The organism is Ruegeria sp. AP12 (genome assembly GCF_056540025.1).
Genome location: NZ_JBQFVZ010000001.1, coordinates 1,358,880 through 1,375,335 on the forward strand (window position 1 = coordinate 1,358,880; position 16,456 = coordinate 1,375,335).

Genomic DNA, 16,456 nt, shown 5'->3' on the forward strand with positions numbered 1-16,456 from the left:
TCTGTCTGCTGCACTCGCCAATGCGGCCAGCTTACACCAAACTGTTGAAATTCGCCAATTTCGCCTCATCCGCCCGGCGGATAGCGGCCTGATACCAGGTTCCAAGCAGGGCGATATATCCCGTCAGATTGGTCGATGTCACGGTTCCGGCGGTATCATGCGGCCCGCGCAGCCCCCGTTCGATCGCCAGTTGGCTGTAATACTCGATGACGCGCAGGATCATGGTGGGCTCGGCATAAGCCAGCGACAGATGCTCGGGCTCCCACACCGTGTTGAAATACAAAACCGCGCCCAGATCGTCGGTGAAATCCATCAGTTCGGAAAGCTCCTGCCAGTTCACCGTCATGATACAGGCTGAGATACCGATGGGCCGGTTGTGATGGTGCGAATAGTCAGCCAGCCAGCGGGTGTTTTGGATCACCTCATCAAAATCCGCGTTGCGCCGGATCGAGCCATAGGTGTCACGCCGGACCGTATCGAGGGAGATACCGATATGTACGTTACCCCGCTCCAGCACGGACAAGGCCTGATCCGGCAGCAGGGTTGCGTTGGTCTGAATGGTAATCTCGCAATCCGGGTTCAGAGTGATCATCTTCTCCCAAATCCGGTAGTAAAGCCGCATCAGGAACGGCTCACCACCATAGAAGGTCGTGCCTTCGAGGTACGGGATAAAATCCTCCAACTCCTCGACAAAACCATCGCCATAAGCTTGCTGCATGGGCGCACGCAGTTCCCTGTAGCGGCGAATGCGCGAGGACAGCTCGCCATTGCACATGATGCATTCAAGATTGCAGGCATTGTGCAACTCGAAGGAAAACGAGGTTGGGTGATCCGGATCAACGCTCCAACGATCAAAATGCTGCGCGACGACCGCGCCGTAGTTCCCGAATTCAATCTGCGATCCGCATCCGTTGCACCCTCCGCCAAGTTCGCCTTTTGCCACGCGCTGGCACAATGTCTGACGCGGACGCCCCTGCCAGATTTCGTGGATGGACTGATCCGGGTACCGGCCCAGCGGCTCGCGATTGTAGCAACAGCTTGAGACATTGCCGTCCGTGCCGAAATACAGGCTGGTCGACGGGCTGTAACACAGGATGGGCCGGGGTCCGGCGCGGCGCTGTTGATTGTAGTGATAGTTCTGAATCGGGTTGATCATGGCCCCACCAAAACTTGCTCGGGCTTGATCATAACACACCGTGGCCAAGCCATGGCCGAAAACTGCCGACATGCGTGGCCCGTGGGCAGAACCTCAGAAACGATGAAGCTGCTTCAAATCCGTGATATGCTTTGTTTTGTCATGATTTTTCACGCAGGGGGTCTGGCGTGCGCAAACGTCGAGTTGAACTGGTTTACTTTTCCATTGTCGCGCTGCCTATTTGCGTCTTTGCGGTCCATGAACTGATCCAGACCCATATGCTGTCCAAGGATCTGGACCTTTCCCCTGACATTCTGGTGCAGGACAAGGACTGGTTGGAGACGGTCGGCAGATACAGGTTTCTTGCCGCCGCCTGGTTCTTTGCCGCGCTGGCCATTCTGCCCGTCGCAGTGCTGGCCCGCAACCTGATGCGCCCGACCGAACGGAATACAAGGGTTGCGGCGGTTCTGACCGTTCTGGTCGTATTTTTGCTGGCCATGATCCCGGTGATCCAACAGCACCTGACGGGAACGCCGCCGCAAATTTACCGGCAGGTGGGAAAAGAAGTGTTCGAGATGACCTTGTCCAAAGGAACCCTGCCCGGCTGCCAGAGCGTCGGCGATCGCTGGCTGATGGGCACATGCGGGGAAATTCCGGTGTTCTCGCTGTTCCGTCGCGTGATGGACATCATAACCGGGCTGGCAGGTCTTGCGGTCGGGGCTTTGATTGCGGGAATGATCCTGTGTCTGGCAACCGGTGAGAACGGCGATATCGAAGACACCGCTGTCCGATTGGCTCGCAACATACGCCAGATGAAGCAACAGCTTTACCTGTCCAGCCTGATCCTGACTTTCGGCATGTTCTTCGCCTCAAGCTGGATGTACTGGCCCTTGCCCGTGATCGCCGAGTCGGAAAAGTCCGCATTCACATCCCTGGTCACCGCATCGGCCTTGCTGACCGGCACCTATTTCTGCCTGCTGATGCTCAGCTTTTTCCTGCCTGTGGCTGTAATTCTGGACGGCCGCGTCACAAATCTGGCAATCGCCGCCCGCCAGAATGAAGACGGTGAGGACGATTTTGACGTTCAGGACTGGCGCAAGGAACACGGGCTGTCAGATGGGCCCGGCGATTTCATGCGCGCAGGTTTTGCGCTGGCCGCCCCCATTTTGGCGGCTTTCGCGGGCGGCATCTCTCCGATCAGCGTCTGACCCCGCAGAACAACCAAGTGACGTATCAATCTGAGCCGACCTGTGGCACGGTTCGCAAACAAAGGAAACTGGGAGGACCTCATGGCTATTCGCAAAACTAAGGGGCGTGGACGCCTGTTCGACAGTGTTTTGGACACGGTAGGTGACACGCCCTGCATCCGTATCGGCAGGATCGCACCGGCGCATGTGTCCGTCTATGTCAAGTTCGAAGCGTTCAATCCTGCCGGATCTGTCAAGGATCGTCTGGCCCTCAACATCATCGAAGCAGCCGAGCGCGACGGTCGCCTGAAGCCGGGTCAAACGGTTGTCGAGGCGACCTCGGGCAATACCGGGATCGGACTGGCGATGGTCTGCGCGGCCAAAGGATACCCGCTTGTCGTGACGATGGCAGACAGCTTCTCGGTCGAACGGCGCAAGCTGATGCGGTTTCTGGGTGCAAAGGTTGTTCTGACGCCACGGGCGCAGAAAGGTTTTGGGATGTATACCAAGGCCAAGGAACTGGCCGAGCAAAACGGGTGGTTCCTGGCCAGCCAGTTCGAGACCGCCGCCAACGCGGATATCCACGAAAACACAACCGCGCAGGAAATCCTTGGCGATTTCGGTAGCGGACGGCTGGATTACTGGATCACGGGGTATGGAACGGGCGGAACGGTGTCCGGCGTTGCACGCGTGCTGCGCAAAGAGCGCCCCGACACCAAGATCATCCTGACCGAGCCTGCGAATGCGGCCCTTGTCGGATCGGGCTACGTAAACACCCGCAATGCGGATCATCAGCCAACGGAAAGCCACCCCGAGTTTGAGCCGCATCCGATTCAGGGCTGGACGCCGGATTTCATCCCGTGGGTTCTGCAGGAAGCAATCGATCAGTCTTACTATGACCAGTTGATCCCGGTTCCGGGCAGCGAAGGCATCGCATGGTCGCGCCGCCTTGCCGCCGAAGAAGGTATCTTTACCGGGATCTCCGGTGGTTCGACTTTTGCAGTGGCGATGAAGGTGGCCGAAGATGCCCCCGAAGGTTCGGTGATTTTGGTCATGCTGCCGGATACGGGCGAACGCTATCTCTCGACACCTTTGTTTGAAGGGATCGAAGACGAGATGACGGACGAGGAACAGGCAATTTCGATGTCCACGCCGTCTGCGCAAATGGTGGCCGAGTAGGTCTCTGCTTTTATTGGCGCGTATTGAGACGATCTGTTCCTGATCGTCTCAAAATACGTTGGCGAAACCGAAAAGAACCCTGCCCTCAGGCGCCAGAACTCTTATTCGGCGGCAAGCGGGACTACGGCATTGCCAGGCTCGGATTTCCGGCTGGCAGGTAAGCATATCGCGCCAGACCGTCTTCGGTACAACATCGCAAAGACGGGCGGCGTGAAGTAAAAGGACACCACGGTCGACAGCAAAACACCTCCGGCGATTGCCACGGCAAAGGGCGGCCAGAATGCGCCCCCGCCAAGGATCAGGGGAAGAAACCCGCCGAACGTGGTGATGGTTGTTGAGATAATGTGGCGGCTTGACCCTGACACAACCCGCGCCATGGCGTGCAGATCGCCCTGACTTGCATCCGGGTCCTTTTGCAATCCGGTCAGAATGATGATCGCCGCGTTGATCGACACGCCGATTGACCCAATCACGCCAATGATCGCGGTGATCCCGAATGGGAATTGCATGACGGCCAGTGACAGCATCGACAGTCCGGCGGACAGAATGCACACGACCAGCGTTACAACGGTCAGACGGAAGGAATTGAAGGTCAGCACAATAGTCGCAATCGACAAGGTGACAATCAGCCCGACAGATGCCAGCAGATTGCCCACCGTGTTGGACCGCGCATCGCTGTCCCCGCCCAAAGACATCGAGTAGCCTTGCGGCAGGACAAATCCGGATGCGTCCAGCGCTTCCAGCACGTCCTGCAACGCCTCTTCCGGCAATACGCCCGGCACGATGAACGCCTGAATGGTGTTTTCGCGCACGCCATCTGTCCGGGTGATGGTGCTTTCGGCAGGTTCCAGAACGGGCCGCGCCAGTTCTGACAACGGCACTGCCGGGAACACTCCGGTGGCCGAAACTGCAGGGGCATTCGGCAACAGGATCGGCATGCTGACAATCGCGCTCAGGTCCGAGCGGACTTCGTCGCCCAGCCGTACGCGCACAGGCAATTGCTCGGTGCCTTCGATCAGCGACCCGCCGGTAATGCCCACCAGTGCCGTATCCAACTGACTGGCAATATCGGCCACGTCCAGTCCCAGCAGGCGGGCCTTGACCTCATCAATCTCGAACCGGATCTGAGGGTTGCCGCCGTTGACGCTGGCCCGTGCCTGCGTCACCAGATCAAGGTTCGCCATGATCGAGCGAACTTCGTCGCCCAGATTGCGCAGAACAGTGATGTCCTGCCCCTGAATTTTGACCTCGACCGGGGCGTCAACCGGCGGGCCTTGCACCAGATTGCGTACGATGATCTGAGCATCGGGGAAATCGGTATCCAGACGGCTTTGAAGCGCCCCAACAAGGCGGGCTGCGTCATCGGCGGTGTCGGTCGTGATCATGGCCTGCGTAAACCCCGGTTCGCGTGAGCGGTTGCCGACGATGTTGTAGTAAAAGGCCGGGCCGGACTCACCCACGGTCCAATAGACGCTTTTGACGCCTTTGTCGGCCAGCAGCATGGCGTCGATCTGCCGCGCTGTTGCTTCGGTGGTGGCAATGGATGTGCCGCCTGGCATGTCGATCTCGATATAGAACTGGTTGCGGTCGACACCCGGAAAGAACTGCGCGGTCAGCGTCGGGAAGGCCGCGAACCCAAGCACGGGCAGAACCAGCGCCAGTGCGATGGACCGAACCGGGTTGGCCACCGACAGGCGGATCGAGGCTTCGAACAGGCGGGCAAGCGGCGGGATGCTGATGCCCCGGCTCAGCATTCCGGCATCCGGGCGGTCGGACAAAACCCAGCCCGCAATCGCCGGCGTCACGGTCAGGGCAACGACCAGAGACCACACCAGCATCAAAACCACCGCAATGGCGATGGCGCCGACAAAATCCCCGGCGGGCCCGGGCAGCAGGATCATGGGTGTAAAGGCCAGCGCCGTGGTGACCGTCGATGCCAGCAACGGCGCGGCCAACCGGCGAACGGCGTCCTGCACGGCGGCAATACGGGCCATCCCGTCTTGCAAGCGTCGTCGGATTTCGTCTGTCATGACAATGGCCGCGTCCACCAGCAGACCCAAGGCCACAATCAGGCCGGTGACAGACATCTGATGGATCGGCAGCCCGATCATATTCATCGTGGCCAAGGTCGCCAATGAGACGACAGGCAGCACCAAGGCCACAATGGCCGCAGCGCGAACACCAAGTGTGATGAACAAAACGGCCACAACCAGCGCGACGCCAATGGCCATATTGATCCCGACCTCGGTCAGACGGTCCGTTGTATACTGGCTTTGATCGAACAGCAGCACTTCCTGAACGCCCAACGGGACCGACGGCGCACCTGCCGCAAGCTCGTCCCGCAGGAAACCGGTCCAGCGGTCGATCTGCACGCCGTCTTGTGCAAGCACGCCCACCAGCACGGCGGGCTTGCCATTGGCAAAGGCGATTGAGGATTGCGGATTGCGCGCACCGCGATCCACGCTGGCGATATCGCCCAGCTGCACCACCGCCCCTTCTTCACTTTCCCGCAGGACGATGCTGCGAATGCGGTCCAGCGTTTCGATTTCACCGCTGATGTTGATTGTCAAATCCACGTCGGATTGCAGTCGGCCCGACTGGACCTTGCCATCCGCCTCGGCAATGCGCTGCGAGATCTCGGCGGCGCTTAGCCCCAGGGCCGCTGCCCTGTCCATATCCACACTGACCAGCACTTCCTCATCTGGCTGACCAAAATACTCAACGGCGCGTGTTGCAGGGATCGCGCGCAAACGATCCCCCAAGGCCTCGGCATGGCGCGACAACAATGTGACCGGGAAATCCGGGCTATCCGCAGCGACTGCGATAACCGCTGAATAGGCCGAAATGCCCTCGGCATCGAAATCCGGGGGCAGCACACCTGCCGGGAAGGTCTGACGGGCATCTTCGACGGCATCGCGCGCCTCGGCCCAAACCTGTTCTATGGTGGCTTCGTCCAGTGTTTCCAGCAATTCGACCGAGACCACCGAAACGCCCGAGCGGGACACGGAACTGATCTCATCCACCTCGGCGATTTTTCGCAGTTCTTCCTCGATCTCTGCCGTAACCAGCGCTTCGACCCGCTCGGGGTCAGCACCCGGAAACTGTGTGGTCACTGTTGCAAAAAGGTTGGTGATCGTAGGGTCTTCCTGACGTCCCAGCGACAGGAAGGATGACAGGCCCGCTGAGACCAGAACCAGAATAATCAGGGCGACAAGGCGGGGGTGGCGAAAGGTCAGGGTTTCCATGGGACCGCTCCGTTACTCGCCGGCGCCGAAGGCGACACGCTGACCAACAGTGACACGTTGTGGCCCCTGATCGATCAGGACGGTCCCGTCCGGAAACTGCCCGCGCACAAAGACCCGGTCATCCTCGGCATGCAGTACTTCGACGGTCGCAAGCCGCACGGTCTTTTGCGCATCGGCAACCAGCAGCGTCCACTGCCCCCGCGTCCCTTCCTTTAGGGATGTCGTGGGCACCCATGTCCCGGCACTTTCCACCGGATCAAGGACATGCACGCGTGCAGTCTGCCCGAACGCAACATCCGGCCCGTTTTTCAGATCGAACAGTGCCGTCCGCGTACGGGTCACCGGATCAATATCGGGGCGCAGGGTTGCAAGTTCTGCCAGGTAGCTCTGACCCGCGATTTCGATCTCAACATCCGCCAGCAGCGCCGGATCGACATCCAGCGGGATTCCGATCCGAACCTGAGGCGAGACAAGCTCGACCATGCCCAACACCAACTCACCGGACCGGAGCGTTTCCCCGCCATCCACGTGCCGCGAGGTGATTTGACCCGCAAACGGGGCCTCGATGCTGGATTTCTCGATTCGCACCGTCACATCCCGCAAACCAGCGTCAAGCTCACCAATCCGGGACAACAGTTCATCCTGCTGCGCGACGGCCTCGTCCAGACGGGCCTGGCTGGTAAAGCCCTGCCCGATGAGTTTTGCGTTTCGCTCGACTGTTTTCTTTGCAAAGGCAAGCTGCGCGGCAATGGCATCTCGTGACGCGGTCAGGCGATCGCGTTCCACCTCCAGCAGCGCAATGTCCAAGGTCGCAAGAAGCTGCCCCTTGGCCACTGCATCGCCCTCATCCACAAGAATCTGATCCAGCCTGCCATTCAGTTCGAACGAAACATCAGCCGAGCGTTGAGGTTCGACCTGCCCGATGAAGACCCGATCCACCGTATAGGCGTTTTCAGAGATGATCGGAGTGACGGATACCGGGGTCACTGCGGCGGCGTCTGGTGCAGGCACAGCATCCGCCCTGCGCGTCAGTTCCGCGGTTCCGACGTAAACAGCGGCGGCTGCAACGGCGATCACGCTGACGGTCAATCCAAGCCGCACCGTGCCGCGCAACACGCGCGAAAACAGACCTTGCTTGGCAGGTTCAGAGGGGGATGTCGCAGGATTCGGCATTTGGGGACCTCATCAAGTTAGCCTCTCTAACATATGTTAGAACTTCTTACTTTGACAAGGGGTACGCGATCTGGCAGATGTTGGATCATGACGAGCACAGAAAAAATCCTCGCGCCAACCAGGGGCGCTGACCGCCAGGCCGTGGGCAAGAAAGCCTATCATCACGGTGATTTACGGGCCGCCCTGATCGAAGCGACCCGGCAATTGGTGGAAGAAAAAGGCCCCGACAGTTTTTCCGTATCCGAAGCCTGCAGGCTGGCCGGAGTATCCACCGCTGCGCCTTACAAACACTTCAAGGACAAGACGGAAATGCTTGTCGCCACCGTTCTCGAAGGGATGGTCCGGCATCGCGAAAACATGCTGGCGGCGCTCGAGGGCATCCCCGAAGGCTCGCCCGAACGCATCACCGCAATCGGCATGGAATACATTGCCTTCGCGCTGAACGAGCCGGGGATTTTCCGGCTGAAATTCGGCGGATTCACGGACCGCATCGCCGACCAGCGCCTTGAAGAAGGTGGGCAGCAGAGCTTTGGGATTCTCTTGGCCGAAGTGGCGAAATGTCTGGGTGAATCGGAAATCACAGAAGAGGTCCGCCGCCGAGGCTTTCTGTTGTGGAGTTTCGTTCACGGGTTGTCCTTCATCCTGAAAGACCATGCGCTTGCAGAGAAAGGCCAGGATTTCGATTTGCACGATCTTCTGGAAGACGTCTCGCAAAGAATGCTGAGTTGACCCTGCACCAGCCTATGGGCGCTTCAACCCTTTCCAATCCTTCGTATCATCTGGCGCAGGTAAAGCGTTGGGGACACGCGGTTCAAAATGTTCGAAAGCGTGGCCACACGCCCAACGGGAACAAAATCCTGCTGCTTTTGCACACCGCGAAGAATGATCCGTGCTGCGTCCTGAGGCGCAATGTACTCGATACCATCAGCCGCAGAGCCCGGACGCACAAAATCCGATTGGTTGGCATGCGGTCGCCCGATATTGGTCGCGACAAAAGACGGGGCCGCGATGACCACGTTTACCCCATGAGGCAATTCCTCGGCCCGTAGCGATTTGAAAAACCCCTCCATCGCGTGTTTGCTGGCGGCGTAGGCGGTGCGGTGCAGCAACGGCGCAAACCCGGCGACCGAGGATATTGCCAGATGGGTTCCTTTGGCCAAGCGGACGGGTTCTAGAAAGTGTTTTGCACACTCGACGGCTGCAAAATAGTTGATTTCGAACAGTTTCCTGTGTGCCTGCATGTCGCTGTCGACAAAGGTCGCTATTTGCGAAACGCCCGCGTTGTAGATGACCAGATCGACCGAGGGTCTGTCACCAATGATCTCGGCGCAGGTCGCCGCACAATGATCTGGCTTGGTCAGATCGCAGGCGTAGACGCTGACATTTTCCAAAGCCGCCAGTGCATCAAGTTCAGGGCCGGGAAGGTCGATCAACGCCGTATGCCAACCCTGATCCCGCAGCGCCTTGGCAAGGGCCTGCCCTAGCCCGCCTGCCCCTCCGGTTATGACGGCGGTCTTTGTCATGTCCTGCTCTCCCACCAGCGCTGGAACGTTTCGGCGCTGGAAAGGCTGGGGTGATAGCCAAAGTCGGATTTCAGGGATGCGTTGTCCAGCACGGGCCGATACTGCAAGAACCTGACCTGCTCGGGTCCGTAACGGCTCAGACCCAAGGGCCGGGCCACGGTCAAGGCCAGTTTGATCAGCCTCGGCGGCAGCCATCGCACGGTTTTACCCATTGCATTGGCGATTTCGGACAGTGTCAAAGCGCCATCACCCGAAACGTTAAAAACACCCGCTGGCCCGTCGGTTGCAGCCCGCAGCAAAATCTCGGCAAGGTCCTGATCCCAGATGAAAACAAAGGGGCTGTCCGACCCCCTTAACCCGAGCAATCGCGGTTTATGGAACAGGGACGTGATCTGGTTCTCGACACCTTCGCCCAGCACCGTACCCACGCGCAGAACGACCTGTTGCAGATCGGGGGCGTTTTCTCTGGCCTCGGCCAACATCTCTTCGACCAAGCGCTTGTGCCAGGAATAGGCAAACTCCCGATTGCCCCGGATCGCGTCCGTTTCACACAGCGGTACAGGGTTGTCGGCGTGATAGCCATAAGCCGCGCCCGAGGACGTGACCACCAAACGCCGCACCCCGGCTGCAATGGCCGCGTTCAGCACATTCCGGGTGCCTTCGACATCGACCTGATATTCGATCTCTCGCGTTGACTCGGGGCCCGGAGTTACAATCGATGCCAGATGCACAACGGTATCGGGGCGTTCTGCAAGGATGATGTTCTGCGGGTCGTCGCCTGTCACGTCCATCGTCAGAAAACGCGCGTTGGGCGGCAAGTCCTCAGGCTTGCGAATGTCGGTCGCAACCACATCCAGTTCCGGGCGTTCACCAAGGCGCCGCAAAAGCGCGGCCCCCACCGCCCCGGCTGCGCCAGTGATCAATATCCGGGTCATGCCGGAACCGCTCGCCGTGCGAAATAGCGCGCCAGTGCGATCCCCGAGATCGCGTGCCATATGCCCCAAAGGGCCGCTGCAACGGCCATCCCGCCCAGCCCCCCAAAGAAGGCAAAGATCAGGATCAGCCCAAGGCCCGAGTTCTGAATGCCGGTCTCGATGGTCACGGACCGGCGATCCCGTTCGGACAGCCCCGCCACGGTCGCGGTGACATACCCGCCTAAAAAGGCCAGCGCGTTGTGGATTATGACAAGGCCGATGATCGCCCCGGCAAAGCTTAGGAAATGGGCCCAGTTCGCGGCCAGCGCCAATGCGATGAAGGCCACGAAAATGCCCATCGACACCCACTGCATTGGTCGGCGAATACGGTCGGCAAATGCAGTGAACCGCGCGTTCACGACCATTCCCAGGATCAGCGGCAGGATCAGCATGAACCCAACCGTTATCGCGACCGAGACCGGATCGATTTCCGTACGCTGCAAAATCTCGCGCGTCGGGCCATAAAGATTGCCCCAGAACGCAATGTTTATCGGTGTGATGACAATCGCCCCGACCGTCGCAAAGGCCGTCATGGAAACGGACAGCGCGACATTGCCCTGCGCCCGATGGGTCATGAAGTTCGAGATATTCCCGCCGGGACAGGCCGCAACCAGAATAAGGCCCATCGCAACAGATGGCATGGGCCGAAGCACAAGGATCATCAGAAATGTCAGCGCAGGCAGGATCAGAAACTGCGACGCCAGCCCGACAATCAGTGGCTTGGGTCCGCGCACAACGCGGCGAAAATCGTCAATCCGCAAATCCAGCGCAATCGAGAACATGATGATCGCCAGAACCGCATTCAGAACCCTGAGGTTTCCGGCATCAAAGTTCAGCGCAACCTGATCGATACCGTTCATCGCTCAGCCGCCCGCAGCGCCGCAATCTGACCGGTGACTTCTTTGCGATAGGTTGCCTTGTCGACGTAATACGCCATGCGCGGAAGGTCGATATAGTTCATGCCCCCCGTCGCCCGCTCATACCCTTTGGATTTGGTGGCACGGATCGCCTTGGCTGCCGCGTTGCCCGAGCGCAGACCAGCGATATACCGCGCAACCATCTCGGCCTGCTCATGGCGACCCTGCCAGCCCAACCCCGACGCCTCGACCATGCCAAGGACGAACAGGTCATCCCGGTCCGGGTGCATGCAATTGAGGTACAGGTCCGGGGCGTCGCCCTTCCAGTTCAGCAAGTCCTTTTCGATGAAAGGATAGTGCAGCGAATACCCGGTGGCTGTCAGGATCATGTCATAGTCGGCTGAACTGCCATCACGGAAATGAACCGTCTTACCCTCGAACCGTTCCACATCCGGGCGCACCTTCAGGTCCCCGTGCCCGGCATGGAACAGGATCAGCGAGTTCACAACAGGATGGGATTCATAAAGCGCATAGTCCGGTTTCGGAAACCCGTATTTCTGCGGATCACCGACGAACCATTTCAGGATTGCCCCGTCAACTTTGCGCTTCAACCACATGGGTAGGCGGATCTTGCCGCCCATCGTGTCCGCCGGAACGCCAAACACGTATTTCGGCACAAAGTAATACCCGCGGCGCATCGACAGATCGCAGGACAGCCCGTGGTGGATGGCATCCACCGCAATGTCGCACCCGGAATTCCCCGCGCCGATGACCAGAACACGCTTACCGGCGAATTGGGTCGGATACCGGTATTCGGACGCGTGGATCAGTTCACCTGTGAACTCGCCCTTGAACTTGGGCATGTTGGGTTCCGACAAGGTGCCATTTGCAATCAGAATACCGGCAAAGGTCTGGGTCTGTTCGACCCCGGCCCTATCGCGCCAGGTCACATCCCATCCGCCATCCTGCAAAGGCTTGGCGCTTAGAACTTCTGCACCGAAGTGAAAGTGCCGATACAGATCGAAGGCGTTCGCGAATTCCTGAAAATAACGCTTCATCTCGCGATGCGACGGGTATTCTGCCGTGTCCTCCTGCATGGGGAAGTCAGTGAATTCCGTCATCCGCTTGGAGGATATGAGGTGGGCGGTCTCGTACATCGTGGACCGGGGTGCATCGATATTCCAAAGACCACCCACATCATCTGCCAGTTCAAATCCCTGAAACGGCACCCCCTGCTCGATCAGTGTCTTGGCCATTGCAAGACCCATGGGCCCGGCTCCGATCAGTGCAAAACACTCTTGGGGGCGGGCTTTTACCTCAACCGGTTGACCCGCCTTTACCTGCCCCTGTTCCATCCGCGCCTCCTCCTGCGACATCTATTATCTTGAACGAACGTTCGAAATAAGGCAAACTGGTTTTTGAGATGGCCCAACATGCTGTAAAAGAAAGAAAAAGAGCACCCTCGCAGCGATCGCTTGCCGCGAGGGACCGAATCCTGGACGCCGCCGAGCTGGTTTTTGCAGAACGGGGATTCGAAGGGGCATCGATCCGGGACATTGCCGAACGGGCGCGGGTTCAAAAGGCCAGCGTGAACTTTCACGGTGGCCCGAAAGACGAGTTGTTCGAGCGTATCGTGGCGCGTCGGGCCGCCGAGTTGTCGGAAGAACGCCTTGCGTCTATCAGAGCGCTTGAGGCTCAGCAGGACTGGAGCATTGGCGACCTGATGTCAGCCTTCATGCTGCCACTTGTGACCCGCGCCTTTGGCGGCGATCCTCAGTGGCTGGCCTATGCGCGCATTGTGGCAATCGTTTCAGCTGACACCCGTTGGCGCGCGCTGGCCAATACGCATTTCGATCCGGTGGCCACACGTGTCGTGCAGTTGCTTTGCGCGCGCTTCCCCGGCGCGGACCCGGCGCGCGTCGCTGGCGCGCTGGTGTTCGCGGTGTCGTCCATGCTGGCGCTCTGCACCTCTGACTGGCGGATTGCCGCGCTCGGCGGCATGGGTGACGAACCGCAGTCTGACGACTTGATCCAAAATCTGCTGAGATTCTGTGAGGCTGGCATTCTCAGCAGCGTGGATCAGAACCTCCCCCTATAAAGTTAGTTTTCTGCAAAGGCCGCAATCAGTTCCTGCGCCAAAGGCAGCGAGGAATACCCCAGTTTCGAAGGCGTCAGGCCCAGCCGGACAACGACCATGTCATGGGACGGGAAAATGCCGATGGTTTGTCCGTCGTGGCCTTGCAACCAGACCGAATCTTCGAAGGACGGCACGCCACCCGGTGCCTCGATCCAAATGTGCCCTTTGGCATAGGCACCATTCGACGCGGCCACCGGCTCAAACATCCAATCCGTAAATCCCTCGGGCAGTATCTGCTGCCTGTCCCAGACGCCCTTTTGCAGCAAAAACTGCCCAAACCGCGCCCAATCCCGCGCCGTAGCGTACATATAGCTGGACCCGACAAACGTATCCGCAGCATCTGTTTCCATCACGACCGAGGTCATGCCCAATGGCTCAAACAATGCCTCCTTTGGATAGCTTAGCGCCTCGTCCCCAACCGCGTCTTGCCACACGCGGGACAATGCGGTGGATGTTCCGGAAGAATAGTTGAAGTCGGTACCAATTTCGCTCTCTGCTGGACGACCGGCCGCAAATCCGGCCATGTCATCACGCAGATAGAGCATTCTGGTGACGTCAGAAACATCCCCATATTCTTCGTTCCACTCCAGTCCGCTTGTCATCGACAACATATACGCGACAGTGATGTCCCTGCGGCTGTCACCGGCCCATTCGGGGAAACTGTCGATCAGTTTATCATCCAACGCCATCTGGCCGGACTGTATCAACGTACCAATTAGGCCCGCCGTCACGGTCTTGGTCATGGACCATCCCAGCAGTGGGGTGTTTTCGTCGAAACCCGGCGCATAGCTTTCCCCAACGATGCGACCATCTCGCACGACAACGACAGCGCGATACCCTTCGCCAAGCAAGGTCTCGTCGGACAGAATGCGTTCTATTTCAGCATCTTGAGACGGGTGTACGCGGTTTCCCTGCGGCCAGATGCCGTCCGGCAATGACGGCGACGCAGCAAGGGCTTTGTCGCTGAGTTCGGATGTGTGCAGGTTCGTACACCCCAACCCCTCGCGGTATTGAGAAGTTGCAGGCGCAAAGAACCGGAAAATCCGTGCCTCGACGCTTTGCGCTTCGCGGTCCACTTTGATCGAGACTTGCCGCAGCAATGGATGCCCGGGGGCTTGCACGTCAACCGACAGAACCTCATCCGGATCGCGCCCCGCGATGAACACGTTGGAACAGACGATCTTGGCCGAGTAGTTCGTGCCGACCTTCAGCAAATCGGGTGGCGCAATCAAAAGATACCCTGTCAGACCGAGTGCGCCGACGACTGCCGCGCCCGCGAAGATCTTTGCCGCCTTTACCAACATCGCCCCTATCAGCCGGTGTGCCCGGCGCTCCTCTGAACCCGATACCTGGTTTGACTAGAGTATAAGAGCACGCAACTGGCCACAGTTCCGTTGCGTTTTTCCCGGGGCGCGGCCACGTCCTTCCTGCCGCGTTGCGCCAAAAAGGCCAACGGCCTTCAATCCACCAACCTATCCAGCGCGGAAAAAAGCGCATCTTTTTCCGCCCCAAGCTTGCGCTCCAGATCTGCCTGAAAGGCCGAGGCGATCGGGATCAGTTTACCAAGGACCAAGGCCCCCTCTTCGGTCAATTCAAGCTTCACCAGACGCCGGTCCTTGGTGTCGACCGTCTTGGAAACAAGCCCGCGCGCCTCTAACCGCGCCGCTGCCCGGCTGACCATCGATTTTTCCAAACTGACCCGTTTTTCGATGTCCCGAACCGATAAGTTCTCTGCGTATCCGATATTTACAAGAACCCGCCACTCGGGAATCGAAATGCCAAACTCACTTTTATACTGCTGCGCCATGTCCATACTCAGACGCGCAGCCAGGACCGTCAGGCGGTACGGCAGGTATTTCTCCAGATCGAACTCGGGCAAAGTGTTTGGCGTCATCCGGCAACGTCCTCTTTTCCGTATGGAGGCTAAATATTCATTGCAAATGCAACAAAAATATTGACACCGTTGCAAATGCAACGATTATCTGAGGCAATTTCCTATACACTCGGACCAGAAGCGCCCCGGGGCCTTCTTCGTCAAAACAGCAAAAGGACCGATCCTCGTGGCCAAGGCATTTGCATCGCAAGGCGATCTGACCGAAAAGACAATCACTTTTGATGAGATTGGCGAAGGACTCTACGCGTTTACCGCCGAGGGCGACCCGAATTCTGGCGTCATCATCGGTGATGACAGCGTCATGATTGTCGAGGCGCAGGCCACCCCACGCCTAGCCAACAAAGTGATCGAATGCGTCCGGACCGTGACCGACAAACCGATCACCCACGTTGTGCTGACTCACTATCATGCCGTTCGGGTGCTGGGCGCGTCGGCCTTTAATGCGCAGCAAATCATCATGTCCGATGTCGCCCGCTCGATGGTTGTCGAACGCGGGCAAGAGGATTGGGATAGCGAATTCCAGCGCTTCCCGCGCCTGTTCGAAGGACACGAAAGCATCCCCGGCCTGACATGGCCCACAACGACCTTCAGCGAAAGCATGACCGTCCATCTGGGCAATCGCCGCGTGGACATCAAACAGATCGGCCGGGCCCATACGGCAGGTGACGCGGTGATCCATGTGCCCGACCAGAATGTGATGTTCACCGGCGATATCGTCGAAGATCATTCGGCCTGTTATTGCGGCGACGGGCATTTCGCGGATTGGGGCGGAACGCTCGACGCGATCAAGGCCTATGACGTGGACGCAATCGCGCCGGGTCGTGGTGCGGCATTGGTGGGCAATGAGGCGGTGGAGCGCGCCATCGAAAGCACGCGGGATTTTGTGAATTCGACCTACACCCCGGCCCAGCGCGTGGCGATGAAGGGCGGAACGCTCAAAGACGCGTGGGACGCCGTTCGCGACGCCTGCGACCCCAAGTTCAAGGACTACGCCATCTACGAACACTGCCTGCCCTTCAACGTCAGCCGCGCCTATGACGAAGCCCGGGGCATCGCGCATCCCCGTATCTGGACCGACAAACGCGATCTGGAGATGTGGGAGCAGTTGCAAGGCTGATCCGATTACACCCCAATTCGGCACGTCAGGTATTC

General features: G+C 58.9%; 14 protein-coding genes. 5 read left to right on the forward strand and 9 right to left on the reverse strand.

What is annotated here, in order from left to right:
- Window positions 1-31: 31 nt before the first annotated feature.
- Window positions 32-1,156, reverse strand: coding sequence for a radical SAM protein (locus tag ACR0E6_RS06800; RefSeq protein ID WP_480581783.1), 1,125 nt, complete (start codon window positions 1,154-1,156; stop codon window positions 32-34).
- A 167-nt stretch (window positions 1,157-1,323) separates the two neighbouring features.
- On the opposite strand from ACR0E6_RS06800, the gene ACR0E6_RS06805 reads away from it, so the two are divergent.
- Together ACR0E6_RS06805 and ACR0E6_RS06810 are read left to right on the forward strand one after the other, a co-directional pair.
- Window positions 1,324-2,343 carry a hypothetical protein gene (locus ACR0E6_RS06805; protein WP_480581786.1) on the forward strand — a complete coding sequence of 340 codons (1,020 nt, stop codon included), beginning with the start codon at window positions 1,324-1,326 and terminating at the stop codon, window positions 2,341-2,343.
- A gap of 81 nt (window positions 2,344-2,424) precedes the next feature.
- Entirely contained in the window at window positions 2,425-3,501 is a 1,077-nt protein-coding gene (locus ACR0E6_RS06810) for a pyridoxal-phosphate dependent enzyme (protein ID WP_170621542.1), read from the forward strand.
- Between the two features lie 101 nt (window positions 3,502-3,602).
- Here the strand turns inward: ACR0E6_RS06810 and ACR0E6_RS06815 are convergent, their stop codons facing one another.
- The gene (locus ACR0E6_RS06815) at window positions 3,603-6,746 is read right to left on the reverse strand and encodes an efflux RND transporter permease subunit (protein WP_480581789.1); all 3,144 of its coding nucleotides are present in this window, start codon (window positions 6,744-6,746) and stop codon (window positions 3,603-3,605) included.
- A gap of 12 nt (window positions 6,747-6,758) precedes the next feature.
- Window positions 6,759-7,919 carry an efflux RND transporter periplasmic adaptor subunit gene (locus tag ACR0E6_RS06820; protein WP_480581792.1) on the reverse strand — a complete coding sequence of 387 codons (1,161 nt, stop codon included), beginning with the start codon at window positions 7,917-7,919 and terminating at the stop codon, window positions 6,759-6,761.
- Window positions 7,920-8,006: 87 nt separating this feature from the next.
- Here ACR0E6_RS06820 and ACR0E6_RS06825 point away from each other — a divergent pair, with 87 nt between their 5' ends.
- Entirely contained in the window at window positions 8,007-8,648 is a 642-nt protein-coding gene (locus ACR0E6_RS06825; RefSeq protein ID WP_480581795.1) for a TetR/AcrR family transcriptional regulator, read from the forward strand.
- A gap of 23 nt (window positions 8,649-8,671) precedes the next feature.
- Here ACR0E6_RS06825 and ACR0E6_RS06830 read toward each other — a convergent pair whose 3' ends face one another.
- Genes ACR0E6_RS06830 through ACR0E6_RS06845 form a run of 4 tightly spaced genes read right to left on the reverse strand, consistent with a single transcriptional unit; the run spans window position 8,672 to window position 12,649 of the window.
- On the reverse strand, window positions 8,672-9,442 hold the full coding sequence (locus ACR0E6_RS06830) for an SDR family NAD(P)-dependent oxidoreductase (RefSeq protein WP_170451695.1): 771 nt from the start codon (window positions 9,440-9,442) through the stop codon (window positions 8,672-8,674).
- Window positions 9,439-10,377, reverse strand: a complete 939-nt coding sequence (locus ACR0E6_RS06835; protein WP_480581797.1) for an SDR family oxidoreductase — start codon at window positions 10,375-10,377, stop codon at window positions 9,439-9,441. The genes ACR0E6_RS06830 and ACR0E6_RS06835 overlap by 4 nt, the downstream gene beginning before the upstream one ends.
- Window positions 10,374-11,276 carry a bile acid:sodium symporter family protein gene (locus tag ACR0E6_RS06840; protein WP_480581798.1) on the reverse strand — a complete coding sequence of 301 codons (903 nt, stop codon included), beginning with the start codon at window positions 11,274-11,276 and terminating at the stop codon, window positions 10,374-10,376. The genes ACR0E6_RS06835 and ACR0E6_RS06840 overlap by 4 nt, the downstream gene beginning before the upstream one ends.
- A complete protein-coding gene (locus ACR0E6_RS06845) occupies window positions 11,273-12,649 on the reverse strand; it encodes a flavin-containing monooxygenase (protein ID WP_480581801.1) in 1,377 nt (458 codons plus the stop codon). Before ACR0E6_RS06845 ends, ACR0E6_RS06840 begins: the two co-directional genes overlap by 4 nt.
- A gap of 47 nt (window positions 12,650-12,696) precedes the next feature.
- On the opposite strand from ACR0E6_RS06845, the gene ACR0E6_RS06850 reads away from it, so the two are divergent.
- Window positions 12,697-13,371: a TetR/AcrR family transcriptional regulator gene (locus ACR0E6_RS06850; protein WP_480581803.1), complete on the forward strand. Its 675-nt coding sequence runs from the start codon at window positions 12,697-12,699 to the stop codon at window positions 13,369-13,371.
- 2 nt (window positions 13,372-13,373) lie between these two features.
- On the opposite strand, the gene ACR0E6_RS06855 is transcribed toward ACR0E6_RS06850, so the two are convergent.
- Complete coding sequence (locus ACR0E6_RS06855) at window positions 13,374-14,714, reverse strand: serine hydrolase domain-containing protein (RefSeq protein ID WP_480581806.1); 1,341 nt, start codon at window positions 14,712-14,714, stop codon at window positions 13,374-13,376.
- Between the two features lie 155 nt (window positions 14,715-14,869).
- Window positions 14,870-15,304 carry a MarR family winged helix-turn-helix transcriptional regulator gene (locus ACR0E6_RS06860; RefSeq protein WP_480581809.1) on the reverse strand — a complete coding sequence of 145 codons (435 nt, stop codon included), beginning with the start codon at window positions 15,302-15,304 and terminating at the stop codon, window positions 14,870-14,872.
- 166 nt (window positions 15,305-15,470) lie between these two features.
- Between ACR0E6_RS06860 and ACR0E6_RS06865 the strand changes: the two genes are divergently transcribed.
- The gene (locus tag ACR0E6_RS06865; RefSeq protein WP_480581811.1) at window positions 15,471-16,421 is read left to right on the forward strand and encodes an MBL fold metallo-hydrolase; all 951 of its coding nucleotides are present in this window, start codon (window positions 15,471-15,473) and stop codon (window positions 16,419-16,421) included.
- Window positions 16,422-16,456: the final 35 nt, after the last annotated feature.